The following is a 22,209-nucleotide window of genomic DNA, read 5'->3' as shown; positions in this document are numbered from 1 at the left end:
CTCCTCAGTACACGCGCTTCTTCGGCGCGATCCTGGCAAGCGCGATGCCGCCTTCTTCTTCGCTCGTCAGGGTCTCGGTATGCACCGGCCGGTATTCGAGCCGGACCTTGCCATCCTCGATCCAGCCGAGCGTGTGGACGCGCCAGTTCTTGTCGTCCCGGTCCGGGAAATCCTCGTGGGCATGGGCGCCGCGGCTTTCCTTGCGCGCCTCCGCGCCATAGACCGTCAGCAGCGCGCAGTCGGCCAGATTGTCGAGTTCCAGGGTCTCGACCAGATCCGAGTTCCAGATCAGCGACCGATCGGTTACATGCACATCGGCGAGCTGCTTGTAGATCTCGTCGAGGCGCTGACAGCCCTGTTTCAGTGTTTCCTCGGTGCGGAAGACGGCGGCGTCCTCCTGCATGGCGTGTTGCATCCGGTCGCGCAGCTCGGCGGTGGGAACCGACCCGTTGGCATGCCGCCTTCCGTCGAAGCGGTCCATGATCTTCTCAAGGCAGGCCTGCGGCACATGCGGGACTTCCGCATCCCTGTCGACCACTTCGCCGGCCTTGATCGCCGCGGCCCGACCGAAGACGACGAGGTCGATCAGCGAGTTCGAACCGAGCCGGTTGGCGCCGTGAACCGAGGCGCAGCCGGCTTCGCCGACGGCCATCAGGCCGGGCTGGATCCGGTCGGGATCGTCCTTTGTCGGATTGAGCGCCTCGCCGTGATAGTTGGTCGGTATGCCGCCCATATTGTAATGGACCGTCGGCAGCACCGGGATCGGATCGCGGGTCACGTCGACACCGGCGAAGATCTTGGCCGATTCGGAGATGCCGGGCAGCCGTTCGGCCAGCACCGCGGGATCGAGGTGGTCCAGATGCAGGAAGATATGGTCCTTCTTCTTGCCGACGCCGCGCCCCTCGCGGATTTCCATCGTCATGCAGCGCGAGACGACATCCCGGGACGCCAGGTCCTTCGCCGACGGCGCGTAGCGCTCCATGAAGCGTTCGCCCTCGGAATTGACGAGATAACCGCCCTCGCCCCGAGCGCCCTCGGTGATCAGCGTTCCGGCGCCATAGATCCCCGTCGGGTGGAACTGCACGAATTCCATGTCCTGCAGCGGAAGCCCGGCGCGGATGACCATGCCGTTTCCGTCGCCGGTGCAGGTATGCGCGGATGTCGCTGAGAAATAGGAGCGGCCATAGCCGCCGGTCGCCAGCACCACCATCTTGGCGCGGAAAATGTGGATCATGCCGTCATCGAGGTTCCACGCAACGACGCCCGTGCACACGCCGTCATCGCTCATCAGCAGATCGATGGCGAAATATTCGATGAAGAACTGCGCATTGTGACGCAGCGACTGACCGTAAAGCGTGTGCAGGATGGCATGGCCCGTACGGTCGGCAGCCGCGCAGGTGCGCTGCACGGGCGGGCCCTCGCCGAATTCCTGCATGTGCCCGCCGAAGGGCCGCTGATAGATCTTGCCTTCCTCGGTCCGCGAGAACGGCACGCCGTAATGTTCCAGCTCATAGACGGCCGCCGGCGCCTGGCGGGCCAGATATTCCATGGCGTCATTGTCGCCCAGCCAGTCCGAGCCCTTGATGGTGTCGTACATGTGCCACTGCCAGTGGTCCGGCGTCATGTTCTGCAGGCTCGCGGCAATGCCGCCCTGCGCCGCCACCGTGTGGGAACGGGTCGGAAAGACCTTGGTGATGCAGGCGGTGCGCAGACCCTGCTCCGCCATGCCGAGCGTGGCGCGCAGGCCGGCGCCGCCCGCACCGACGACGACCACGTCGAAACTGTGTTCGGTAAACTGATAAGCCGGTTGCGTATTGTTCGCCATCGCGGGATCAGCCTCCAAATCCGAGTTTCAGGATCGCGAACAGCGACAGCGCGCCGACAATGATCGTGAAAAAGCTGTTGAGCATCAAAAGGACGATTTTCGCACCCTCGCCATGCACATAATCCTCGATAATGACCTGCATGCCGAGACGCATATGGATCAGTCCCGACAGGACCGCCAGCCCCATCAGCACCGCAACCAGCGGATTGCCGAGGGCACCCGCGACGGTCTCGTAGGATTCGCCCTGATAGATCAGGATAAACAGGACAAAGAAGAGGATGAGCGGAATATTGGCGACGGATGTCAGACGCTGGCGCCAGAAGTGATCCGTGCCCTCTTTGGCCGAGCCCAGTCCGCGAACCCTGGAGAGCGGTGTGCGCAAATCCATGACGAGGCTCCCGTTAAGCGATGATGAGGGCGATGGCCCACAATATGATGGTCAGGGAAACGGACAGGACGAGCGTCGCCCAGGCCATTTTGGTTGTGACATGCTTGTCCAGCGCCCGCCCGGTGTCCCAGATCAGGTGGCGAATGCCGCCCAGCATGTGGTGGATCAGGGCCCAGGTATAGCCGAACAGGATAAGACGCCCGATGATCGATCCGAATATGGCGTTGGTGAATTCGAAATATTCCGGGCCGGCGGCTGTAGCAATCAGCCACCAGGCGACCAGGACCGTGCCGAAATAGAGCGCCGCGCCCGTTATGCGGTGCACGATCGACATCACCATGGTGGGGATCGGCCGATAAATGCTCAGATGGGGGGAGAGGGGTCTGTTCTGCGAGGCGTTGGCCATGGGGCCTCCGAAGTGCTGTCGTATCCAGAGCGGTTCTGCGGCCGAAAAGCCGAACCGATAAGGCATGTTAATAGTGTCTTTGCAGCGGTGCGTCAAAGCGTGGCAGCGGCCCCTGCAAGGCCCGAATTCCGGCTAAATGATTTTAGAACGCTTCCAAATCGATTGAAAGCAGCCAATAGTTTAAAAACCGCCCGGAAAGCGCCGCCAAAAAATTTTTGCGGTGCGGTAGACGTCGCGCGTCTCAGCGATCGAAATGAATGACGAATGCGGCCCAATCACCGGTCGCGGCAATGCCCTCATAGAGCTTTTTGCCTTCCTCCGGCTGGCGCGGCGCATTCAGGACAAGCTTGCTCCAGCCGCGCGACTCGCCGTCCTCGGACAGCACGTCGATCATCGCCTTTGCTATGCCCTTTCGGCGCTGTTCATGGTGCACATAGAGATGATCCACCTGGCCGAAACGCATGCCGGTGACGGGATCCGGCAGGTCGTAAAAGACGATGAAGCCGACGAGCACGCCGTCGAGGCGCGCGCCGAGCAATTGTGCGACGCGGTCCTGCAGCAGCGCTTCGGCGTAGAATTCGTCAGGCCGTCTGGGCGCACCGCGCTTTAGTGACTGACCATAGGCGGCGATAAGCGGCGCCAATTCACGCGCATCCTTCAGCCGCAGCAGGTCAATCTCGATCTTCGGTTCGCCGGTCATGGTGCCCACTCTTATATCGCGCGTATGTTATATCACCGACGCATGTGGCCGGGAGTCAGCGAACGTTCCTCGACAACAGTCGCATTTGTCAAGTGTACCGAGCCCGGAAGCAAGCCATCAACGAAAATGTGTCGGGTGACGCCATGAAGGCGGAGCAGCAGTTAAACTCCTGCACCTTTGATTGAAGGGTTGGTAGGGCGACTAAACTTAGCCCTTGCCGCAAAATGCCGTAAAGTCCGCTGTGCGCTTCCTCGAATTTACGCCATTCAGAACCAACTCGCACTGAACACCATTGTGATTGAAGGGAACAGAACCACCGAAATTCACTTCAATCTCGTTTCCATTGAAGGACAACGTGGCAAAGCCTCGCCAACTCCAATGCTTGAACGCAATCCGATTTCGACCACCAAAAAGGAAAACAGCACGCCCGGCCGGAAGCTCAAACTGCTGACTGACAATATTATCTCTTTTCAAAGGTGTTTTCTTGGCAAGCTGTATTACTTCGTCCATCAATGACTGTGCAGCAGGAGGTGTAATTAAAATTTGTCCATCGCGAACAAGACTCTCTAGGACACTAGCCAGTTCTAAGGCTACTTGCCGTTGGGCAGAATTTTCGATTTCTCCCAGTTTCTCGTCAACTATCAAATTTAGCTCACCGATGGTGATGTTGTTGCTGTTTACGTCACCGTTCGAATCGCCTCCAATAAATATGTTGTTGTTTCCTGTCTGGTTTTTTTGAGCAAGAGCAACTTCGTCAGTGAGCAACTGGTGGCCGAATATTATACCAGTTAGGGGCACGATAATAATCCCAGCCCAGTAGCTGGTAACCTTAAGCCGTCTAATTTTTTTGTGCCTGTTGCTAAACATTTATTGCCTCCGAATTTCACAACAGAGACCGACGCATCAAGAAACTATAGACTGGTTCGTATATCTTAGCAAAACTACTTGTGCATATTAATAGTCGAAGAAATCCATACCTGAACAACCACCAGATGCGTTGAAACCGGAGATCGGATCTAACTGTAGTGCCCCAGCAGTGAATTCACCCGACCGCTCAGAGCAATAACACCATTTGGTCGGCATCTCACACCCTGCAAAGGTAGCGAACATTCTCCCTTTTGGCAGACTGACATATTCAGCATCAGAAACTAGCCATTTCAGCTCCGACCCGGGACAGAGGTTTCTAAGCGGCTAACGGCTAGTGGCCTCAGATATGCGTTACCCGCCCCATTTGACTCTGTTGTTAACCTTAACAAAAGGTTTATACCCGGCATTATGGTAAACGGAATATGAAAACTCTAGATTAAACAGCGGGATGTCCGTGACCGGTTGAATGAGTCGGCCGGGTGGGTGATCCCGATTCGTTAACGAAGCGAGCACTGTTATGCCAAACCGTGTCATCAAGTACCTGGCAATCGCCGCAATGACTGCGCCGATATTCGCCGCTCCGGCCATTGCCGATGACGGACTGCCGACCCGCGTCAAGGGCGTGGGAACCTATTCCGGCGCCATCTCGGCCCGCCAATTCAAGGGCAACGGCATCTATTTCTACGTCGATAACGGCCGCCAGTATTACGCCCCGCAAGAGCCCAAGAAGAAGGCACTGCCGCGTCCGGGCGCCAAGATCATCGATGTCGGCGAAGAGCAGGCGGCGATGGATTGCGACGAAAAAACCAACATCTGCATTATCCGCCCCTGATGCGCACGCGCCGGGCGGGCGGTTCGTCTATCCGGCCGGTCGCGGGCTGAAGCTGATACCGGAAAGTTCAGCGGCCTCTCCGACGGAGCGGACGCAGTTCCTGCCCTCGCGCTTTGCCCTGTAGAGGGCTTTGTCGGCGCGCATATAGGCAGCCTCGATCGATTCGTCGCTATCGACCTGCGTGACACCGAAACTCGCCGTGAAACGGGTGTTCCCGTCGATCTCGGGATAGCTCGTCGACGAAAACGCCACCCGCAGCCACTCCGCGAAAAGGCGCGCCGAGCGGGCATCTGAATTGTGCAGATAGACGCAGAATTCCTCGCCGCCGACACGACCGCAGATATCGCCGTCGCGCGCGCCGGCCCGCACCAGCCTGCCGAAGGCGGCGATCACCCGGTCGCCGGCATAATGGCCATGTTCGTCATTGATCGACTTGAAGTGATCGAGATCGCAGATGATGAGCGACGCCGGATTGACGCTTTGCGAGAGCTTCCGCGCACCGTTGACCGCGACCTGGAAGCCGTGGCGGTTGAACAGGCCGGAAAGGCTGTCGGTTTCCGACTGCCCTTTCATGTCCTTCAGGAGCCGTGTCGCCAGGCGCAGCATGAGCAGATTCGCCAGGGCGATCATCACCAGCGTGTTGTTGACATGCATGGCGATGGCGCCCCCCTGGGGCGCAAAAGCTTCGATAAAAGGCCTTGAAGCGAAATTCAGCGTCGAAAGCACAAGAATGGTGGCAAAAACGCGATCGCGGCGGCCCCGTTTGGTGCCCAGCAGAATGGCAATGCCCGACGCCTGCGCGCCGGCCAGCAACAAGGCCGCGGTGGACGACGCCACCATGCTCTGCGGAAAGGTCATTCCGGCGACGAAATTGACCACCACCGCGATGACGAGAACGACATCGATGAGCCGCCAGGGCACACGGCTCCCGAAATACTGGGCGATGCCGACATTCAGGCAGCTGATGGCCATGATGCTGAAAGCAAAGGCTATGAACCCCGACACGGGTTCCGTAAAGACCAGCGGAGCGGCAACGGACGCGACGCTGTGCAGCATCAGAGCGACGAAGGTGAGCATCCACCAGAAAGCGGCCTTCAGGCTGCGATCATAGAGATACTCCGCCGCGATTCCGCAAATGACAGCGGCCGCAAGTCCGATATTGACTGCATGAATGTAAGTCACGCCTACCCGGTCCCCCTTCGTCGAGGAAGTAGCAGACAGGACCTAATTTGTCGTAAACAGGTGGATACGTGCGGATCGCGCGCAGGCGTGAAAACCATTGAAAAACGGGCGAAAATAGCTTCGCCCGCTGTTTATTCGATGGTGTGGTTTACGAATTGTTACCAGTCGCGAATATCGACAAAACGGCCCGCGACGGCGGCCGCCGCGGCCATCGCCGGCGACACGAGATGGGTCCTGCCACGGTAGCCCTGCCGGCCTTCGAAATTGCGGTTCGAGGTCGACGCGCAGCGCTCTCCGGGTTTCAGCCGGTCGTCATTCATGGCAAGGCACATGGAGCAGCCGGGCTCACGCCATTCGAAACCGGCGTCGATGAAGACCTTGTCCAGGCCTTCCTGTTCCGCCTGGGATTTGACCAGGCCGGAGCCCGGCACCACCATGGCGTTGACGCGGTCGCTGACCCTGTGACCGCGCAGCATCGCCGCGGCGGCGCGCAGGTCCTCGATGCGTCCGTTGGTGCACGAGCCGATGAAGACCCGATCGATTTCGATGTCGGTGATCTTCGTTCCGGCATCGAGACCCATATAGTCGAGCGCCCGCCATTTCGAGGCGCGTTTGTTCTCGTCCTGGATTTCATCCGGATTCGGCACATGGCCGGTGACCGAAACGACATCTTCCGGTGACGAGCCCCAGGAAACGATCGGCGGCAGGTGCTGCGCGTCGAGCACCACGGTGCGGTCGAATTGCGCGCCCTCATCCGTGCGCAGCGAGCGCCAGTGCTCGACCGCCTGGTCCCAGTGGTCGCCCTTCGGCGCCATCGGCCGGTCCTTCAGATAATCGAAAGCCTTGTCGTCCGGTGCGATCAGGCCGGCACGCGCGCCGCCCTCGATGGTCATGTTGCAGACCGTCATGCGCCCTTCCATCGTCAGATCGGTGATCGCCTGGCCGGCATATTCGATCACGTGGCCGGTGCCGCCGGCCGTGCCGATTTCACCGATGATGGCAAGGATGATGTCCTTGGCGGTCACGCCATCCGGCGCCGCGTTGTCGACGCGCACCAGCATGTTCTTCGCCTTCTTCTGGATCAGCGTCTGCGTGGCAAGCACATGTTCCACTTCCGACGTGCCGATCCCGTGGGCCAGCGCCCCGAAAGCGCCGTGCGTCGAGGTGTGGCTATCGCCGCACACGATGGTCGTGCCCGGCAGCGTGAAGCCCTGTTCCGGCCCGACAATATGCACGATGCCCTGGCGGATATCGGCCTCGTGGAAATATTCGACGCCGAAATCGGCGGCGTTTTTGGCCAGCGCCTCGACCTGGATACGGCTTTCCTCGTTCTTGATGCCTTCCTTGCGGTCCGGCGTCGTCGGCACGTTGTGGTCGACCACCGCCAGCGTGCGGTGCGGATGGCGCACGCCGCGCCCGGCGTCGCGCAGGCCCTCGAAAGCCTGCGGGCTGGTCACTTCATGGACGAGGTGGCGGTCGATATAGAGCAGGCAGGTTCCGTCCTCCTGCTCGTTGACGACGTGCTCGTCCCAGATTTTGTCATAGAGTGTTCTTGGCTCAGTCATGATTCCTGTCCGAATGAAAACGGGTATGTCGTAGTGCAGGCGAGGGCGCTTGTCAGAGACAGCCATCCGAATGCCGCAGGCGCGCGAAGAACCGTCCCGGCAGCCGCTTGTGATCGTGCACGGGCAGATAGGCCGTCGACGTCCGGTGGCGGACGCGGCCGATATAATTCATGCCGGCGATGATCATGTTTTCCGTCATTGGAACCGTTCTTATCAAGCTTTTCGCCACGCGGCAATCAGGCGGGTTCATCAACATTCCCGGCCTGCCGCAGGCGCCGCTCGAGCGCCCGCAGCGCCAGCGAGAGCCCCACGGTCAAAAGCAGATAAAGATAGGCGACGATGGAATAGGTCTCGAAGAAGCGGAACGAGCCGGACGCATAGACCTTGCCCATCTGTGTCAGGTCGGCGACGCCGAGCACGGAAACAAGCGAGGAGTCCTTGACCATGGCGACGAAGTCATTGCCGAGCGGCGGCAATATGGTGCGCAGCGCCTGCGGCATGATGATCAGCCGGAAGCGCTGCCAGCGGCTCAGGCCAAGCGCTTGCGCCGCCTCGATCTGACCCTCGTCCACCGCCAGAATTCCGGCCCGGAAGACCTCCGCGATGAAAGCCGAATAGCCGATGGTCAGCGAGATGATCGCCCGCCACATCAGGGAGATGTCGCGCACCCTGAGCTCTGACAGCAGACCCGCCTCCTGCAGCGGCGATGTCAGGAAATTCCACGCATGCACGAACCCCGGCGCGCCGACAAAGGCGATGTAGAAAAGCAGCACCAGGATCGGCACGCCGCGGATGATCTCGACATAGAAGCGGGCGATCTGCCGAAGCACCAGCGATTGCGACAGGCCCATCACGGCGATCAGCAGGCCGAGCGCCGAAGCCAGCGTAAAGCCGACAAGCGTCACGAAGATGGTGATCCAGACACCCTTCGAAACGATGTTGAGAACTTCGAGATAAAGGTCGTTCGTGACAATGACGACCGCAATGATGACGGCGATCGTCCCCGCGGCGACGAGCCAGTAGGGAAAATCCTTGTCGCTGGAGGTCCTGCCTGTCGCCATGGGAGCCGGTCAAGTCGCGGGCGGGGCCGAGGCTCCGCCCGCATGAATGGTTGGAGCCAAGTCTATTTGCCGAGCTCGTATTCGAGGAACCACTTCGTGTTCAGGGCATCGATTGTGCCATCGGCCTTCATGTCGGCAATGGCCGCGTTGATCGGCCCGACGAGATCGGACCCCTTCGGGAAGATGAAGCCGAAATCCTCGGTGCCGAGCGGGTCGCCAACCAGTTTCAGCGCGCCGTTCGAGGCCTTGACGTAGCCCTTGCCCGCCGTGCCGTCGGTCAGCACCAGATCGACATCGCCGGCCCGCAAGGCCTGGACCTGCGCCCCGAAGGTCTCGAACAGCTTGATACGCGGGTTCTGCTCATTGCCGTCCAGCACGTCATAGACCGCGACATAAAATGGCGTGGTTCCCGATTGCGCGCCGACAAGCCCGTCCGCGAATGCCGCAAAACTCTGGGCATCGCTGAAGCGGTCCTCATCGCCGCGCACCAGCATGAACATCTCCGAGCGCATGTATGGCTCCGAAAAGTCGACCTTTTCCTTGCGCTCTTCCTTGATCGTGATGCCGGTCATGCCGACATCGTACTGGGCATCGGAAACCGCCTGGATCATCGCGTCCCAGCTGGTGTTCTGGTATTCCACCTTCATGTTGAGCCGCTTGGCGATCTCGTCCATCGCATCATATTCCCAGCCGATCTGGTTGCCGTTTTTCGGATCGATGAACTGCAGCGGCGGATAGGCGTTTTCGGTAACGACGGTAACGGATTTTCCGCCGAGGTCGGGCAGATCGGCCGCAGCAGCGGCGAAGGGTGCGATCGCGACGGTCAGCGCCGCGGCGATAAGCGATTTGACTGATGACATGGTTAGCTCCCTGTTTTTGCCCGGCTTGGTTCTGGCTGCGCCGGCGAAAGGGGGAGAATGTCACAGTTGAGCCGGCCAAGACAAGACGCGCCATGGCGGTTGCCGCGGTTTTGCCGCAGCCGCTATTGTTGCCGCGACAAAACCGCAACGGGGGCTGCCATGCTGACGGCATACAGGATTGAAGACGGACGGACGATCACCTCATCGGACCTTGCCGAAACGGGCACAAAGGGCGGCCCGTTCTGGATCGATCTGTGCGACCCGAGCGCCGCGGAAAGAGAACTTGTCGAGAAGGTCACCGGCCTTGAAATCCCGACACGCGAGGAAATGGTCGAGATCGAATCCTCCAGCCGCGTCTACCAGCAGGACAACACGCTTTTCATGACGGCGACCCTGCCCTATGCCGGATCGAAATCCACGCCCGAAGCCACCGCCGTCACATTTGCCGTCAATGCGGAGCAATTGATCACGGTGCGGCACGGGGAGCCGCTGTCCATCGAGCTGTTCCGCCAACGCCTGTTGAAGGATCCGGCGATCGGTTCATCGCCCGCGCAGGCGCTGATGACGCTGCTCGATGTCATTGTCGACAGGCTGGCGGACCTTGTCGAACTTTCCGCCGGCGAAGTGGACACGATGTCGACGGCCATTTTCCACGAGGGCATCAGCGCCCGCAAAAGCGGCGACTACAAGAACGCCATCAGGAAGGTGGGCAGCACCGGCATGATGATCGCCAAGGTGCATGAGAGCAACGCGACGCTGACACGGCTGGTCTATTTCCTGAGCCAGGGCGCCACCGTCGCCGGGCTGAGCAAGGAACAGCGCGCCCAGCTCAAGGGCCTTGCGCGTGACCTGCGCTCGATCCGCGAGCATGGCGCGGCGATCGACAACAAGCTCAATTTCCTGCTCGATGCAACAGTCGGTCTCGTCAATCTCGAACAGAACCAGATCATCAAGATCTTCTCGGTCGTCGCCGTCGTCTTCATGCCGCCGACGCTGATCGCCTCGGTCTACGGCATGAATTTCGCCGACATGCCGGAGCTGAGCTGGGCGCTCGGCTACGAGTTTTCCGTCATCCTGATGCTTGCCTCGGCGCTGGCGACCTGGGGCTTCTTCCGCATCAAGAAACTGCTTTAGAAAAAATCACTCTTCGTCGGCCCATTTCCGGTCCAGCCAGTGGTCGAAATTCTTTCGCCAAACGGGCGCCACCACCGGATGGCGGGCGACACGCTCGGTGAGCCGCGTGCACAACGGCAGGTCCTGCCGCTTCCTGTGCCACGAAAAGAGCATCGCGCAATAGACATCCGCCGGCGACAGCCGGTCGCCGCACAGATATTGCGTTTCGTTGAGCCGGTCCTCGATGAGCTTGAACGCTTCATGGATGCGCCCGCCCGCCGCTTTGCGCAGCGCGCCAACCGCGTCGGAGTCGGGGCCGAGATAGCGGTCCGGATAGACCATGCGCAGAAAGCCCTCATAGACATTCACCGACAGAAAGACCGGCCAGCGGTAAAAGGCCGCCCTGTCCTCGACGAAAAGATGCGGCCCGTCGCGCAGGCTGGCGTGTTTTTCGTCAAGATAAAAAAGGATCGCCGCGGTCTCCGTGACGATCTTGCCGTCCGGGCACTCCAGGACCGGCACCTGCCGCCAGGGATTGAGCGAAGCCGCTCCGCCGGGAAGGTCGGACCCAGGCGCGGAATCGATCAGGTCCAGCCGGTAGGAAAGCTCCGCGAGTTCCAGCACCGCCTCAATGGCGAAGCCGCCTGATCCAAGCCTGTTGTGCAGCACATATGACATCGTTTCCCATCCTCCGGTACCGGGTTCCCGCACCCTTGTCTCTCATACTGTCCTGATTGAACGCGCAACGAAAAACGCGCGCCGTCAAGCGCGCGTTTCCGATTGTGATCGAATGCTTGCGGGTAAGACCTATTCGGCCTTGTCCTCCGCCGGTGCTTCCGTTGCTTCCGCAGCCTCGGCAGCCGCCTTTGCCGCTGCTTCCTCCGCCGCCTTTTCGGCAGCCAGCGCCTCGGCGGCGGCAACCTTCTCGGCCTCGATGCGGGCTTTCTCGGCAGCCAGCGCCTGGCGCTCGGCCTCGTTCAGCTTGCGGGCACGGACATTGGTGTTTTCGGTGATGCGGGCCGACTTGCCGCGGCGCTCACGCAGATAATAGAGCTTGGCGCGGCGCACCTTGCCGCGGCGCACGACTTCGACCGCCTCGACCATCGGCGAATAGATCGGAAAGACACGCTCGACGCCTTCGCCATAGGAAATCTTGCGGACGGTGAAATTCTCGTTGATGCCGCCGCCCGAGCGGGCAATGCACACGCCCTCATAGGCCTGTACGCGGGTGCGGCTGCCTTCCGTGACGCGCACCATGACGCGCACCGTGTCGCCCGGCGAGAATTCGGGCAGCTTGCGCTTGGCTTCGATTTTCGCGGCCTGTTCGGCCTCAAGTTCACGGATGATATCCATGGGTCCTGAACCTTTCTTTGTTCTTTGACGGCCAGAGCGCTTGAGAACCCGTCGGTGGTTGCCTCGGGGCCTGCCGTTTCGGCTGAGCGTGTTCACCATTCTTTGCTTGGCGGTGTCGGATAAACCGGCTGGCGGGGCACATACACCAACAGCGCCCGATTGTCATCCCTGCGGCGGCTTTTTTTTGGCCTGGAGAAGATCAGGACGCTGCTGCCGGGTCAGTTCTTCCGATTGCGCGCGCCGCCACGCCTCGATCTTCGCGTGGTTGCCGGAAAGCAGCACATCCGGAATTGCCCGCTCTTCCCAGTCCTGTGGCCGCGTATAGTGCGGATGCTCGAGCAGACCCGTCTCGAAACTCTCGAATTCGCCGGATGCCGCATTGCCCATGACACCGGGCAACAGCCGCACGACCGCATCGAGCAGTGTCAGCGCCGCCGGCTCGCCGCCGGACAGCACATAGTCGCCCACGGACACCTCCTCTAGCGCTCGCGCGTCGATGACCCGCTGATCGATGCCCTCGAAACGGCCGCAGACGATCACCGCGCCGGGACCGCGTGCAAGTTCACGCACGCGTTCCTGCGTCAGCGGCCGGCCGCGCGGGCTCATCAGCAGCCGTGGGCGCTCGTCGCCTTGCGGGCTGGCATGATCGATCGCGGCGGCAAGCACATCCGGACGCAGCACCATGCCGGCGCCGCCGCCAGCCGGCGTGTCGTCGACGCTTCTGTGCCGGTCGGTCGCAAAGTCCCGGATCTGGACCGTATCGAGTTCCCAGTCGCCGCGCTCCAGGGCGCGTCCGGCAAGGGATTCGCCGAGATGGCCTGGAAACATCTGCGGGTAAAGGCTGAGGATACTGGCGCGGAAACTCATTGCCGCTCTCCGCCTGTCTTGCCCGCAGCCTTGTTCGCGGGACGCCGGCGGCGGCTGCCCGGGCCCTGGCTTTCCTGCGGATCGTCAAGGCCCGCCGCCAGGGGATCGACCGTGAGCACACCCGTTTCGAAATCGATATCCGGTACGGCTGCCTCGGAGAACGGGATCATGGACGCCCTGCCCTTGGACAGCCTTATTTCCAGGATGTCGCCGGCGCCGAAATTATGCATGGCAATGACCGTGCCATAATCTGTTCCGCCGGCATCGCGCACGGCAAGACCGACCAGATCGCTCTGGAAGAACTCTTCGTCGTCCAGCGTTCCGTCTTCCAGACGGCTGCGCGGAATGTGCAACTGCAAACCCTTCAAAGCCTCGGCCGCCTCCCGGCTGCCGACCCCTTCGAGCCGCAGGATGACGACGTTCTTGGTCGGACGCACGGAAAGGACGGTGAAGACACGGCCATTCGCATCGACCAGCGACCCGTAGTCGCCGATCGCCAGCGGATCCGCGGTAAAGGCCCTGGCGCGCAATTCGCCGCGCACGCCATGCGGCGCGCCGATTTCGGCCATCACGATGAGATCGTCGGTTTGTGCCATATCCGCCTGCAAACAAAAACGGGCAGCAAGAATGCCGCCCGCTCATCATAATGCGAAAACCGGCCTATTCGGCGGTTTCTTTTACTTCCTCTTCCGCCGGCGCTTCTTCCGCCGGAGTTTCTTCGGCGGGCGCTTCCTCAGCCGGTGCCTCTTCGGCAGGCGCTTCGGCTGCTGCGGCTTCCGCCTCGGCGGCCTCGGCTGCGGCCTCTTCTTCCTTGGCCTTCAGCTCGTCGAGACGCTCCTGGGCTTTCTTGCCGAGCTTCGCCTTGTTCGGATTGTTGCGGGCCGGACGCTTTGCAAGACCTGCGGCATCGAGGAAACGCAGGACGCGGTCCGTCGGCTGCGCGCCGTGATCCAGCCAATGCTTGATGCGCTCCTCATTGAGCTCGACGCGGGCGCCGTCCTTGGGCAGCATCGGATCCCACTTGCCTACCCTCTCGATGAAGCGGCCGTCGCGCGGTGAGCGCACATCGGCGATGACGACGTGATAATAGGGGCGCTTTTTCGACCCGCCACGGGCCAGACGAATTTTCAATGCCATTTTCTGTTCCTTTGAAGTGCTGTTTTTTCGGTGTTTCGGGTTCGCCTCAAGGGTTCATTCGCCGTCCGCGCGGTGCCGGAGGGCTTCATGGTGGCGAATGACTTCCTTGATGATGAAATTGAGGACGGCCTCTGCGAAATCGGAATCGAGATCGGCCTCCTCGGCGAGTTTGCGCAGGCGTTCGACCTGCCGCTTTTCACGCGCCGGATCGGCGGGCGGCATGTCGAATTCGGCCTTGAGCTTGCCGACTGCCTGCGTGCAGCGGAAGCGTTCAGCCAGAATGTGGATCAGCGCGGCATCGAAATTGTCGATCGAGCGGCGCAGTTCGTTGAGGCGGGCTTGCGGATCGGTCGTCATCGTCGTCACTTCTTTTTGGGCAGGCCCGGCAGGCCGGGAAGTTTCGGGCCGCCAAGGCCGGGCAGGGCAGTGCCGCCGCCAAGACCGGGCAGACCGCCGGAATTGCCGAGGCCCGCCGCATCCGCCTGCTTCTTCAGAGCCTCGAGCTGTTTAGGATCGGGCATGCCGCCCATGCCGCCCATGCCGCCGGTCAGGCCGCCCATCATCTTGCCGAGCATGCCTGCCTTTTTGCCCTTGCCGCCCATCGCTTTCATCATGTCGGCCATCTGGCGGTGCATTTTCAGAAGCTTGTTGATCTCGGCGGCATTGGTGCCGGAACCGGCGGCGATGCGCTTCTTGCGCGAATGTTTCAGAATGTCGGGATTGGCCCGCTCCTTTTTCGTCATCGACGAGATGATGGCGAGCTGACGGCGGAAGACCGTATCGTCGAGTCCGGCGGCGGCGATCTGGTCCTTCATCTTGCCCATGCCGGGCATCAGGCCCATGAAACCGGACATGCCGCCCATCTTCTGCATCTGCCTGAGCTGATCCGACAGATCGTTGAGGTCGAACTTGCCGGCCTTCATGCGGTCGGCCATGACCTGCGCTTTTTCCGCGTCGATCGTCTCGGCCGCTTTCTCGACAAGCGAAACGATGTCGCCCATGCCGAGGATGCGGTCGGCGATGCGCCGCGGATGAAACTCTTCCAGCGCATCCATCTTCTCGCCCGTGCCGATCAGCTTGATCGGCTTGCCGGTAACCGCGCGCATCGAAAGGGCCGCGCCGCCGCGGCCGTCGCCATCCATACGGGTCAGCACGAGGCCGGTGATGCCCACGCGCTCGTCGAAATTGCGGGCAAGGTTCACCGCGTCCTGGCCGGTCAGCGCGTCGGCGACGAGCAGGATCTCGTGCGGGCTCGACTTGGCCTTGATGTCGGCCATCTCGACCATCAGCGGCTCGTCGATATGGGTTCGGCCTGCCGTGTCGAGAATGACGATGTCATGGCCGCCGAGCCTGGCGGCCTGAACGGCGCGCTCGGCGATCTGCGTCGGTGACTGGCCGGCGACGATGGGCAGCGTGTCGACCCCGGTCTGCTCGCCGAGCTGGCGTAGCTGTTCCTGGGCGGCGGGACGGCGCGTGTCGAGCGACGCCATCAGCGCCTTTTTCTTGTCGCGCGAGGCAAGCCGCGCGGCGATCTTGCCGGTGGTTGTCGTCTTGCCCGACCCCTGCAGACCGACCATCATCACGACGAGCGGCGCCGGCGCGTTGAGGTCGATTGCAACGCCCTCTTCGCCGAGCATGGCGACCAGCTCGTCATGAACGATCTTGACCACCATCTGGCCGGGCTTGATGGATTTCAGAACGTCCGCGCCGACGGCCTTCTCGCGCACCTTGTCGGTGAAGGAGCGCACCACTTCGAGCGCCACATCGGCCTCGAGCAGCGCCCGGCGCACCTCGCGCAGTGCCGCCGAAACATCCTTTTCGGACAGCGCGCCACGGCCGGTCAGCCCGTTGAGGATAGAACCCAGGCGATCTTGAAGGCTTTCAAACATCCATCATTTCCTTGCTCTCGGAGCCTGTCCCCGAAAGATCGTTATCCGGTGCCGAAATGACAAGCCCAAAGCACAAACGCACCCGGGGGCGCATCGCGCTGCCGGGTGTTGGCTTCCGGGATCTCTTTATACCTTCGCGGGTCCCGGTCAGCGGCTCGGAGTTGTCAACTCGTCGCGGAATGGCGCGGATAAACAGGATTGCCGGGCAATTGTCAAGGCGGATGTGGCGTGGACAGACGCGTCAAACACCGGATACGCTGTCGTCCGGACAAGCAAACAGCGGTGAATACACCGGCCCGCCGATCAGCGGGACCGAAATATGGGGGATGCCATGTCATCGCAAGAGCAATCGGGTCCTGTCGGCGGCCACACGGTGCTGGGCATCGCCACGCTGATGATCACCGCCTTCACGATCGGCACCGACTTTACCGGCGCGCTGCTTCTCGTGCCCGCCATCGAAGCCGATCTGTCCGCCGACATCACCACGACCCAGTGGGTTCTCAATATCTACGCTCTGACATTCGCCATGTTCATGGTGACCGGCGGGCGCCTCGGCGACACCCGCGACCGGCGAAGCGTTCTGCTGATCGGCCTCGCACTGTTTGTCCTCGCCTCGATCGGCTGCCTGCTGGCCCCCGACATCTACTTCCTGATTGCCGCCCGCGCGGTTCAAGGGTTCGGAGCCGCGCTTGTCTGGCCAAGCATCATCGCTTTCGGCGCGACGAATGCGACCGAGGATCAGCGCGGCCTTGTCATGGGTCTTATCCTGGCCGGCGTGACCAGCGGCAATGTGATCGGACCGCTGATCGGCGGCGTTGCATCCGATTTCGGCGACTGGCGGCTGTTCTTCCTGGTCAACGCGGTCCTCGGCGGCATCGCTGCCCTGCTGGTTTTTCGCCTGCTTTCCAGCCAGCCGCCGCAGGCCGAAAACGAGAAGGTCGATTTTGCCGGCATCGCCGTCATGTCGTCGGCCATATTGGCGCTCTTGTTCGCGCTCGATGTCGGCGCCGACTGGGGCTGGGGGTCCATTGCGGTCATCGGTCTTTTGTGCGCGAGCGTGTTCCTGTTTCTCATATTCCCGCTGGTTGAGCGCCGGGTCGCCGATCCGCTGCTGCCGCCGCAGATGATGCGCAACCGCGAATTCGTGCTGACATTGTGGCTCAACGCATTGATGGTTCCCGCATTCTTCGTCGCATTCCTGTATTTTCCGCAATTCATGCAGAAAACGCTCGGATGGTCGGTCCTGACCGCCTCCTTCGGCATGATCCCGCTGATGTTGCCTCTTGCGGTCGGATCGATCGTCGCGGGCAATTTCTATCAGCCTTTCGGGCCCAAGCGGCTATTGTTTGCCGGCTACATTCTGGTTGCCCTAGGCTGCGCGACCGTCATTATCCTGCCCGCCAGCTGGGGCTACTACGCCATTCTGCCCGCCATGCTGCTGATCGGCTTCGGTGCACCGCTGGGTGTGGGCACGTCCGGCACCGCCGTTGTCAGCGCGGTCAAGGCGTCGCGGGCCGGTCTCGCCGGCGGCCTGTCCTTCATGCTGCACCTGGCCTATGGCGCGATCGGCGTGGCGGTGGCGACGGCCATCATGTACGGGTCCGGCACGGGCCGTATCCAGGCGGCGCTCAAACAGGCCGGCATCTCGCTGCCCGCTGCGGATCTGTCGGCTTTGAGCGGCGGTTCGACCTCTACTGCCGCGGTCGCCGACGTGCTTTCCCGTTACAGCCCGCAGGACGCCGAAAAGATCCGTTCAATCCTCAGCGACTCATTCGCCGCCGGCATGAGCCTTGCCTACTGGCCCGTTTTGTTGTCGGCGGTTGTCGGCCTTTTCGTCATCGCCGCCATCGACGAGAGCAAGCTTCACGCCATTGACGAATGACCCGCGAAGCGCCGGGACCGGATTTGCCGCCTTGAGGCCACCTTCGACTGTAAAATGGCAAGGAGGATCAAGCGGCGAGCGGGTGGATGGTACAATATCCGCAGGACGCCGATGACAGGGAGCCGGATAATGTCGAAAGAACTCGAAAGGGCTGTTGCCGCCCATTACAGCCGCCCCAACCTTGAAGACGCGATTATCGACGGGCTGAAGCGCAGCGGCACGCCGCTCGACCGGATCAACCCGCAGGACGTCGCGCCCGTCGACGAGTTTCATACGGCCGGCCGGCTTGCCACGATGAAGGCATTGAAGCTCTTCCCGCTCGAGAAAGACATGCACGTGCTGGACGCCGGTTCGGGCATCGGCGGAACGGCCAGGGTGCTGGCGGCCGAGTGCGAGTGTCGGGTGACCGGCCTGGATCTGACGCCGGACTATGTGGAAACGGCGCGGCGGCTGACGGAGCGCATGGGTCTTTCGGACCGGTGCCGCTTCGAAACGGGCAGCGTGGTCGACATGCCGTTCGGCGATGCGGAATTCGATGCCGCGCTCACCTTCCACGTGGCGATGAACATAGCCGACCGATCCGCATTCTATGGCGAACTGGCCCGGACAATGCGCCCGGGCGCGCCGCTATGCATCTTCGATGTCATGGACGGGCCCGGCGCGGGCATGCGCTATCCGGTTCCGTGGGCGGAAACACACGAAACGAGCTTCCTGAAATCCCGCGACGAAACCGTTTCCCTGCTGGAAGCGGCGGGCTTCACGCTCGTCGAAGAGGAGAATTTGAGGGAATTCGCGATCGGCTTCTTCCAGGACGTTTTCGCGCGCGCCGCCGAGGCCGACGGCCCGCCGCCGCTCGGTCTGCATCTGCTGACCGGCGGAAACGCGCCCGAGAAATTCTCCAACTACGCCAAGGCGCTCGACGACCACCAGATCGAACCGGTCATCCTGGTCGCGCGCCGGAGCTAGAGCGCACAATGGTCGGCGCGTCGCCTGCAAGGCGTCTGTAGTCTCCTACTCCGCAGCCTCGGCCGGCCGTTCCGCTGCCTCCGCGGCCTGCCTGTTGAGGCTGTCGAAATCGGCATGCGGCCAGAAGCCGGCCATCCAGGACACGTAGTCCTTGACCTTCGCCGGATCGAGATTGAGCGATGGTTTGATCAGGTCGATCTCGGCCTGTTCCTCGATCGGCACGCCCAGGCTGTCGGTCAGCCGGTTGATCATGTTGAACATGGCGCAGACCATGCTGATCTCGACGATCTCGCCGTCCGGGAAATGCTCCTTGAGTTCGGCGAACAGCGCATCGTCCTTGCCGGCGGTGTTGCGGGTCATTGCCTCGGCCCAGCGGACGGCCGCCTTTTCGGCGTCCGACAATGTCGCGGATTTCAGATATTCGTCCGAACTGAGCGCGATGACTTCATCTTCGGTAATGCCGGCTGCCGCGCCAAGCGCCGTATTGTGGGCATAGCAGTATTCACAACCATTGACGTGGCTGGTCTTGATGACGACGAGTTCCTTCACGCGTCCGGAGATGCGCGTGCCCGGCCACTGGCGCTGGGCGGTGGCGTTGATGGGCAAGAAACACATGGCAAGCCACGGAGCGCTGGAAATCGTTCGGTAAAAGCGCGGAACGCGGCCAAGCAAGGCTGCAACGGAATCGTAGAAGACGGCAAGATCTCCGGAGATATTCTCCCGCTCGATCATCGGCATCCGCTGCATAATATCACCTCCCTGTTCTTCGGCGGCCATCAGACCAGCCGTTTGCCGCACTCTATGTGAGAGGATTTTGTGCGAGAAATCGTGATTGATGATTCGGGTCATCAGTGCCGATTATGGCCAGGGCTGCCAGCGCCCGATCGGATACGACCGGTCTATTTCCCGCACCCTGCGAGGAAGGAACGCTTGACGAAGGCGGCGGCTTCAGCCGACGTCGCCGAGCCCGCTTCGACCAGTGTCCAGCCGGCCATAAGCGTGCTGTCGAAGAACGCCGCCATCCAGGACGCCGGCAGATCGGCACGGAAGTCGCCGGCCGCGATCCCCTGCTGAAACATGTCGAGCATCTCGTCGCGCATCCGTGCTTCGATCCGCGCCACCTGCGCGTCGCCCTCCACAAGTGACCACAGGCTGACCAGGAACCTGAAACGGTCCGTCATCGGCATCAGCACGTCGATAATTGCCTCGACCGCCGCCCGGCCGGACAGATCCTCATGGGGTTGCAGGGCTGCCTGCGTCTCTTCCATGCAGGTGAGTGCCAACTTGCGGACCAGCGCCTCGCGCGAGTCGAAATGCCGGTAAAGCGTCGCCCGGCCTATGCCGGCCGCATCTGCGATTTCGGACATGCCGGCAGACGGATTGCGCAGAAGCGTGGCGATCCCGGCTTCGATGATTGCCTGCTGCGAGCGGGCGAACCGCCGGTCGTGTTTCTGAGACATGCTTGTATCACATCTTGATATTCGTTACAAGACACATATGTCTCATAAGTTGACGCCTTTCCGCAACCCCTGCGATCGGAATCCGAAATGATACTCAAGGACGAGCCGCTGACGGTCGCGACACTGATCCGGAAATTCCTGCGGCAGATCAGCCTGACCTGGCTGCTGACCCTGTGCGAGACGACGCTGACGGCGCTGATACCGCTATTCATGGGATTTGCAATTGACGGCCTGCTCAAGGGCGACATGGACGCGCTGATCAGGCTGGCGGCGATCCTGGCCGGCCTCATCGTGATCGGAGTCGCTCGGCGCGTCTACGATACGCGCGCCTACGGCACCATCCGTGTCGCGCTCGGAACCGAGCTGATCGGCCGATCTGGCAATGCCCCGGTCTCGCGCCAGAACGCCCGCCTGGGCATGGGCCGCGAACTGGTGGACTTTCTCGAGACCGAAATGCCGGCGGTCATGAATTCCGTCGTTCAACTGACCATAGCGCTGGTCATCCTGTTCACCTTCCACCCGTATCTGTCCTATGCCGCAATGGCGAGCGCAGTGCTGATGATCCTCATCTACTGGGCATTCCACGGACGCTTCTTCCGCCTGAACGGCGACCACAATCACCAGACGGAAAAGCAGGTGAAGATCCTCGAATCACGCGCGCCGGCGCGCCTCCTGTCGCACCTTGACCGCCTGCGCCGCATCGAGATCAGGCTTTCCGACACCGAGGCCTTTGTCTATGGCGCGATCTTCCTCGTGCTGCTCGCCTTCATCGTCTTCAATCTGTGGTTCGCGGCGACGCACCTCGCGGCCAGCGTCGGCACCATCTTTTCGATCATCAGCTATTCCTGGGAATTCGTCGAATCCGCCCTCGTCCTGCCGATGACCCTGCAGGGCTGGTCGCGCCTGACGGAGATCATGCAGCGCATCAACCGGCCACAGGAAACGGCCTGACGCGCATTTCGGCAGTGCGAGTTGGAGCGTGATGATTGGCAAGCTATATTGCGCCGCGGGATCGCACCACACAGCGGTCCACGGGAGAGCAGGATGACGAAAAGGCGACCCTTCCCGCCGGCCGGTGCCCATGGCGATCTTGTCGAAGTGTTTGCGGGCATTCACTTCGTTACCGGATCGATGACCATTAGCGGGCCATTGCCCGTCCGCTTCAGCCGGAACATGACCATCGTGGCCGAGGATGGCGAGGTCACGCTGATCAACTCGGTCCGTCTGAATGAGGCAGGTCTGAAGGCGGTGGAAGCGCTTGGCAATGTCAGCAACATCATCCGCATCGCCGGATTTCACGGCAGAGACGATCCCTTCTACAAGGACCGCTACGGCGCTACGGTCTGGTCGGTCGATGCTCCCTATGTCCCCGGTTTCGACAGCAAGGCCGAGCCCTATTTTTCACCGGATATTGTCATTGACCGCGACACCGGCCTTCCGTTGAAGAATGCACGGCTGGCTTTGTTCGAATCGACCGCCACCGCCGAGGGCCTGTTGTTGCTGGAACGCGATGGCGGCATCGTCGTCTCCGGCGACTGCCTGCAGAACTGGGCAACGACCAACCGCTATTTCAACCTGCCGGCGCGCCTGATGATGCGCATGATGGGCTTCATCAAGCCGCACAATATCGGCCCCGGCTGGCGGAAGGTCGCCAAGCCCGATCCGGACGAGATCCGCAGCATCCTGGCCGGGATGGAATTCGATCATGTCCTGCCGGCCCATGGCGATCCGGTGAAGGGCAACGCCAGGCAGCTCTATGCGCCGGCGGTCGCGGCGCTCTAGGCTGAATCGACATTCATCGCATCCATAGGATTGCGGCGGCGATATGTATGAAGCTGAGGAAATGGCTTGCGCGT

Annotated in this window: 25 protein-coding genes; 6 read left to right on the top strand and 19 right to left on the bottom strand. The window is 61.5% G+C overall.

The window, feature by feature from the left end; translation table 11 throughout:
- Positions 1 to 4: 4 nt before the first annotated feature.
- The 5 genes from sdhA to OOZ53_RS09425 form a co-directional block, all read right to left on the bottom strand.
- Complete coding sequence (gene sdhA / locus OOZ53_RS09445) at positions 5 to 1,825, bottom strand: succinate dehydrogenase flavoprotein subunit (RefSeq protein ID WP_271089228.1); 1,821 nt, start codon at positions 1,823 to 1,825, stop codon at positions 5 to 7.
- A 7-nt stretch (positions 1,826 to 1,832) separates the two neighbouring features.
- Complete coding sequence (gene sdhD, locus OOZ53_RS09440; protein ID WP_271089227.1) at positions 1,833 to 2,213, bottom strand: succinate dehydrogenase, hydrophobic membrane anchor protein; 381 nt, start codon at positions 2,211 to 2,213, stop codon at positions 1,833 to 1,835.
- Positions 2,214 to 2,226: 13 nt separating this feature from the next.
- Positions 2,227 to 2,619, bottom strand: a complete 393-nt coding sequence (gene sdhC / locus OOZ53_RS09435) for a succinate dehydrogenase, cytochrome b556 subunit (protein ID WP_271089225.1) — start codon at positions 2,617 to 2,619, stop codon at positions 2,227 to 2,229.
- A 241-nt stretch (positions 2,620 to 2,860) separates the two neighbouring features.
- Positions 2,861 to 3,319, bottom strand: coding sequence for a GNAT family N-acetyltransferase (locus tag OOZ53_RS09430; RefSeq protein WP_271089224.1), 459 nt, complete (start codon positions 3,317 to 3,319; stop codon positions 2,861 to 2,863).
- A gap of 207 nt (positions 3,320 to 3,526) precedes the next feature.
- Positions 3,527 to 4,186, bottom strand: a complete 660-nt coding sequence (locus tag OOZ53_RS09425) for a hypothetical protein (protein ID WP_271089223.1) — start codon at positions 4,184 to 4,186, stop codon at positions 3,527 to 3,529.
- Positions 4,187 to 4,703: 517 nt separating this feature from the next.
- On the opposite strand from OOZ53_RS09425, the gene OOZ53_RS09420 reads away from it, so the two are divergent.
- Entirely contained in the window at positions 4,704 to 5,018 is a 315-nt protein-coding gene (locus OOZ53_RS09420; protein ID WP_271089222.1) for a hypothetical protein, read from the top strand.
- A gap of 27 nt (positions 5,019 to 5,045) precedes the next feature.
- On the opposite strand, the gene OOZ53_RS09415 is transcribed toward OOZ53_RS09420, so the two are convergent.
- The 5 genes from OOZ53_RS09415 to OOZ53_RS09395 form a co-directional block, all read right to left on the bottom strand.
- Entirely contained in the window at positions 5,046 to 6,200 is a 1,155-nt protein-coding gene (locus OOZ53_RS09415; RefSeq protein WP_271089221.1) for a GGDEF domain-containing protein, read from the bottom strand.
- A 158-nt stretch (positions 6,201 to 6,358) separates the two neighbouring features.
- Positions 6,359 to 7,765, bottom strand: a complete 1,407-nt coding sequence (gene leuC, locus OOZ53_RS09410; protein ID WP_271089220.1) for a 3-isopropylmalate dehydratase large subunit — start codon at positions 7,763 to 7,765, stop codon at positions 6,359 to 6,361.
- A 52-nt stretch (positions 7,766 to 7,817) separates the two neighbouring features.
- Positions 7,818 to 7,964, bottom strand: coding sequence for a hypothetical protein (locus OOZ53_RS09405; protein WP_271089219.1), 147 nt, complete (start codon positions 7,962 to 7,964; stop codon positions 7,818 to 7,820).
- Positions 7,965 to 8,001: 37 nt separating this feature from the next.
- Positions 8,002 to 8,826, bottom strand: coding sequence for an amino acid ABC transporter permease (locus OOZ53_RS09400; protein ID WP_271089217.1), 825 nt, complete (start codon positions 8,824 to 8,826; stop codon positions 8,002 to 8,004).
- A gap of 62 nt (positions 8,827 to 8,888) precedes the next feature.
- Positions 8,889 to 9,686 carry a transporter substrate-binding domain-containing protein gene (locus OOZ53_RS09395; protein ID WP_271089216.1) on the bottom strand — a complete coding sequence of 266 codons (798 nt, stop codon included), beginning with the start codon at positions 9,684 to 9,686 and terminating at the stop codon, positions 8,889 to 8,891.
- Positions 9,687 to 9,845: 159 nt separating this feature from the next.
- Between OOZ53_RS09395 and OOZ53_RS09390 the strand changes: the two genes are divergently transcribed.
- Positions 9,846 to 10,820, top strand: coding sequence for a magnesium transporter CorA family protein (locus OOZ53_RS09390; protein WP_271089215.1), 975 nt, complete (start codon positions 9,846 to 9,848; stop codon positions 10,818 to 10,820).
- A 6-nt stretch (positions 10,821 to 10,826) separates the two neighbouring features.
- Here OOZ53_RS09390 and OOZ53_RS09385 read toward each other — a convergent pair whose 3' ends face one another.
- The 7 genes from OOZ53_RS09385 to ffh all read right to left on the bottom strand — a co-directional run bounded on the left by OOZ53_RS09385 (position 10,827) and on the right by ffh (position 16,045).
- The gene (locus tag OOZ53_RS09385; RefSeq protein ID WP_271089214.1) at positions 10,827 to 11,477 is read right to left on the bottom strand and encodes a glutathione S-transferase family protein; all 651 of its coding nucleotides are present in this window, start codon (positions 11,475 to 11,477) and stop codon (positions 10,827 to 10,829) included.
- A gap of 129 nt (positions 11,478 to 11,606) precedes the next feature.
- Positions 11,607 to 12,152, bottom strand: coding sequence for a 50S ribosomal protein L19 (gene rplS, locus OOZ53_RS09380; RefSeq protein WP_271089213.1), 546 nt, complete (start codon positions 12,150 to 12,152; stop codon positions 11,607 to 11,609).
- Between the two features lie 162 nt (positions 12,153 to 12,314).
- Complete coding sequence (trmD, locus tag OOZ53_RS09375) at positions 12,315 to 13,019, bottom strand: tRNA (guanosine(37)-N1)-methyltransferase TrmD (RefSeq protein WP_271089211.1); 705 nt, start codon at positions 13,017 to 13,019, stop codon at positions 12,315 to 12,317.
- On the bottom strand, positions 13,016 to 13,615 hold the full coding sequence (rimM, locus tag OOZ53_RS09370) for a ribosome maturation factor RimM (protein ID WP_271089210.1): 600 nt from the start codon (positions 13,613 to 13,615) through the stop codon (positions 13,016 to 13,018). The genes trmD and rimM overlap by 4 nt, the downstream gene beginning before the upstream one ends.
- A 64-nt stretch (positions 13,616 to 13,679) precedes the next feature.
- Complete coding sequence (gene rpsP / locus OOZ53_RS09365; RefSeq protein ID WP_271089209.1) at positions 13,680 to 14,156, bottom strand: 30S ribosomal protein S16; 477 nt, start codon at positions 14,154 to 14,156, stop codon at positions 13,680 to 13,682.
- Between the two features lie 54 nt (positions 14,157 to 14,210).
- On the bottom strand, positions 14,211 to 14,513 hold the full coding sequence (locus tag OOZ53_RS09360) for a chorismate mutase (protein ID WP_271089208.1): 303 nt from the start codon (positions 14,511 to 14,513) through the stop codon (positions 14,211 to 14,213).
- A gap of 5 nt (positions 14,514 to 14,518) precedes the next feature.
- Complete coding sequence (gene ffh / locus OOZ53_RS09355; RefSeq protein ID WP_271089207.1) at positions 14,519 to 16,045, bottom strand: signal recognition particle protein; 1,527 nt, start codon at positions 16,043 to 16,045, stop codon at positions 14,519 to 14,521.
- Positions 16,046 to 16,376: 331 nt separating this feature from the next.
- Between ffh and OOZ53_RS09350 the strand changes: the two genes are divergently transcribed.
- Positions 16,377 to 17,927, top strand: a complete 1,551-nt coding sequence (locus OOZ53_RS09350) for an MFS transporter (RefSeq protein ID WP_271089206.1) — start codon at positions 16,377 to 16,379, stop codon at positions 17,925 to 17,927.
- Between the two features lie 129 nt (positions 17,928 to 18,056).
- A complete protein-coding gene (locus OOZ53_RS09345) occupies positions 18,057 to 18,893 on the top strand; it encodes a class I SAM-dependent methyltransferase (RefSeq protein WP_271089205.1) in 837 nt (278 codons plus the stop codon).
- A 45-nt stretch (positions 18,894 to 18,938) separates the two neighbouring features.
- Here the strand turns inward: OOZ53_RS09345 and OOZ53_RS09340 are convergent, their stop codons facing one another.
- A complete protein-coding gene (locus OOZ53_RS09340; RefSeq protein WP_271089204.1) occupies positions 18,939 to 19,640 on the bottom strand; it encodes a carboxymuconolactone decarboxylase family protein in 702 nt (233 codons plus the stop codon).
- Between the two features lie 152 nt (positions 19,641 to 19,792).
- Positions 19,793 to 20,353 (bottom strand): TetR/AcrR family transcriptional regulator, encoded by a 561-nt coding sequence (locus OOZ53_RS09335; protein ID WP_271089203.1) that lies wholly within the window; start codon positions 20,351 to 20,353, stop codon positions 19,793 to 19,795.
- A gap of 87 nt (positions 20,354 to 20,440) precedes the next feature.
- On the opposite strand from OOZ53_RS09335, the gene OOZ53_RS09330 reads away from it, so the two are divergent.
- Together OOZ53_RS09330 and OOZ53_RS09325 are read left to right on the top strand one after the other, a co-directional pair.
- Positions 20,441 to 21,304, top strand: a complete 864-nt coding sequence (locus OOZ53_RS09330; RefSeq protein ID WP_271089200.1) for an ABC transporter six-transmembrane domain-containing protein — start codon at positions 20,441 to 20,443, stop codon at positions 21,302 to 21,304.
- A 93-nt stretch (positions 21,305 to 21,397) separates the two neighbouring features.
- On the top strand, positions 21,398 to 22,135 hold the full coding sequence (locus OOZ53_RS09325; RefSeq protein ID WP_271089198.1) for an MBL fold metallo-hydrolase: 738 nt from the start codon (positions 21,398 to 21,400) through the stop codon (positions 22,133 to 22,135).
- Positions 22,136 to 22,209: the final 74 nt, after the last annotated feature.

The sequence above is a fragment of the Allohoeflea poritis genome (assembly GCF_027889715.1).
GTDB classification, from domain to species: Bacteria; Pseudomonadota; Alphaproteobacteria; order Rhizobiales; family Rhizobiaceae; genus Hoeflea_A; species Hoeflea_A poritis.
The sequence above is the reverse complement of the archived record's forward strand: the minus strand, read 5'-3'. Positions and strand labels throughout refer to the sequence as shown.

Coding starts and splice junctions, on each gene's coding strand:
- rimM (WP_271089210.1), bottom strand. CDS start 13,615: ATGGCACAAACCGACGATCTCATCGTGATGGCCGAAATCGGCGCGCCG.
- OOZ53_RS09360 (WP_271089208.1), bottom strand. CDS start 14,513: ATGACGACCGATCCGCAAGCCCGCCTCAACGAACTGCGCCGCTCGATC.
- OOZ53_RS09400 (WP_271089217.1), bottom strand. CDS start 8,826: ATGGCGACAGGCAGGACCTCCAGCGACAAGGATTTTCCCTACTGGCTC.
- OOZ53_RS09330 (WP_271089200.1), top strand. CDS start 20,441: ATGATACTCAAGGACGAGCCGCTGACGGTCGCGACACTGATCCGGAAA.
- rpsP (WP_271089209.1), bottom strand. CDS start 14,156: ATGGCATTGAAAATTCGTCTGGCCCGTGGCGGGTCGAAAAAGCGCCCC.
- sdhA (WP_271089228.1), bottom strand. CDS start 1,825: ATGGCGAACAATACGCAACCGGCTTATCAGTTTACCGAACACAGTTTC.
- trmD (WP_271089211.1), bottom strand. CDS start 13,019: ATGAGTTTCCGCGCCAGTATCCTCAGCCTTTACCCGCAGATGTTTCCA.
- OOZ53_RS09420 (WP_271089222.1), top strand. CDS start 4,704: ATGCCAAACCGTGTCATCAAGTACCTGGCAATCGCCGCAATGACTGCG.
- OOZ53_RS09385 (WP_271089214.1), bottom strand. CDS start 11,477: ATGTCATATGTGCTGCACAACAGGCTTGGATCAGGCGGCTTCGCCATT.
- OOZ53_RS09340 (WP_271089204.1), bottom strand. CDS start 19,640: ATGCAGCGGATGCCGATGATCGAGCGGGAGAATATCTCCGGAGATCTT.
- OOZ53_RS09390 (WP_271089215.1), top strand. CDS start 9,846: ATGCTGACGGCATACAGGATTGAAGACGGACGGACGATCACCTCATCG.
- ffh (WP_271089207.1), bottom strand. CDS start 16,045: ATGTTTGAAAGCCTTCAAGATCGCCTGGGTTCTATCCTCAACGGGCTG.
- OOZ53_RS09335 (WP_271089203.1), bottom strand. CDS start 20,353: ATGTCTCAGAAACACGACCGGCGGTTCGCCCGCTCGCAGCAGGCAATC.
- sdhD (WP_271089227.1), bottom strand. CDS start 2,213: ATGGATTTGCGCACACCGCTCTCCAGGGTTCGCGGACTGGGCTCGGCC.
- OOZ53_RS09395 (WP_271089216.1), bottom strand. CDS start 9,686: ATGTCATCAGTCAAATCGCTTATCGCCGCGGCGCTGACCGTCGCGATC.
- rplS (WP_271089213.1), bottom strand. CDS start 12,152: ATGGATATCATCCGTGAACTTGAGGCCGAACAGGCCGCGAAAATCGAA.
- OOZ53_RS09350 (WP_271089206.1), top strand. CDS start 16,377: ATGTCATCGCAAGAGCAATCGGGTCCTGTCGGCGGCCACACGGTGCTG.
- OOZ53_RS09430 (WP_271089224.1), bottom strand. CDS start 3,319: ATGACCGGCGAACCGAAGATCGAGATTGACCTGCTGCGGCTGAAGGAT.
- sdhC (WP_271089225.1), bottom strand. CDS start 2,619: ATGGCCAACGCCTCGCAGAACAGACCCCTCTCCCCCCATCTGAGCATT.
- OOZ53_RS09405 (WP_271089219.1), bottom strand. CDS start 7,964: ATGACGGAAAACATGATCATCGCCGGCATGAATTATATCGGCCGCGTC.
- OOZ53_RS09425 (WP_271089223.1), bottom strand. CDS start 4,186: ATGTTTAGCAACAGGCACAAAAAAATTAGACGGCTTAAGGTTACCAGC.
- OOZ53_RS09345 (WP_271089205.1), top strand. CDS start 18,057: ATGTCGAAAGAACTCGAAAGGGCTGTTGCCGCCCATTACAGCCGCCCC.
- OOZ53_RS09325 (WP_271089198.1), top strand. CDS start 21,398: ATGACGAAAAGGCGACCCTTCCCGCCGGCCGGTGCCCATGGCGATCTT.
- leuC (WP_271089220.1), bottom strand. CDS start 7,765: ATGACTGAGCCAAGAACACTCTATGACAAAATCTGGGACGAGCACGTC.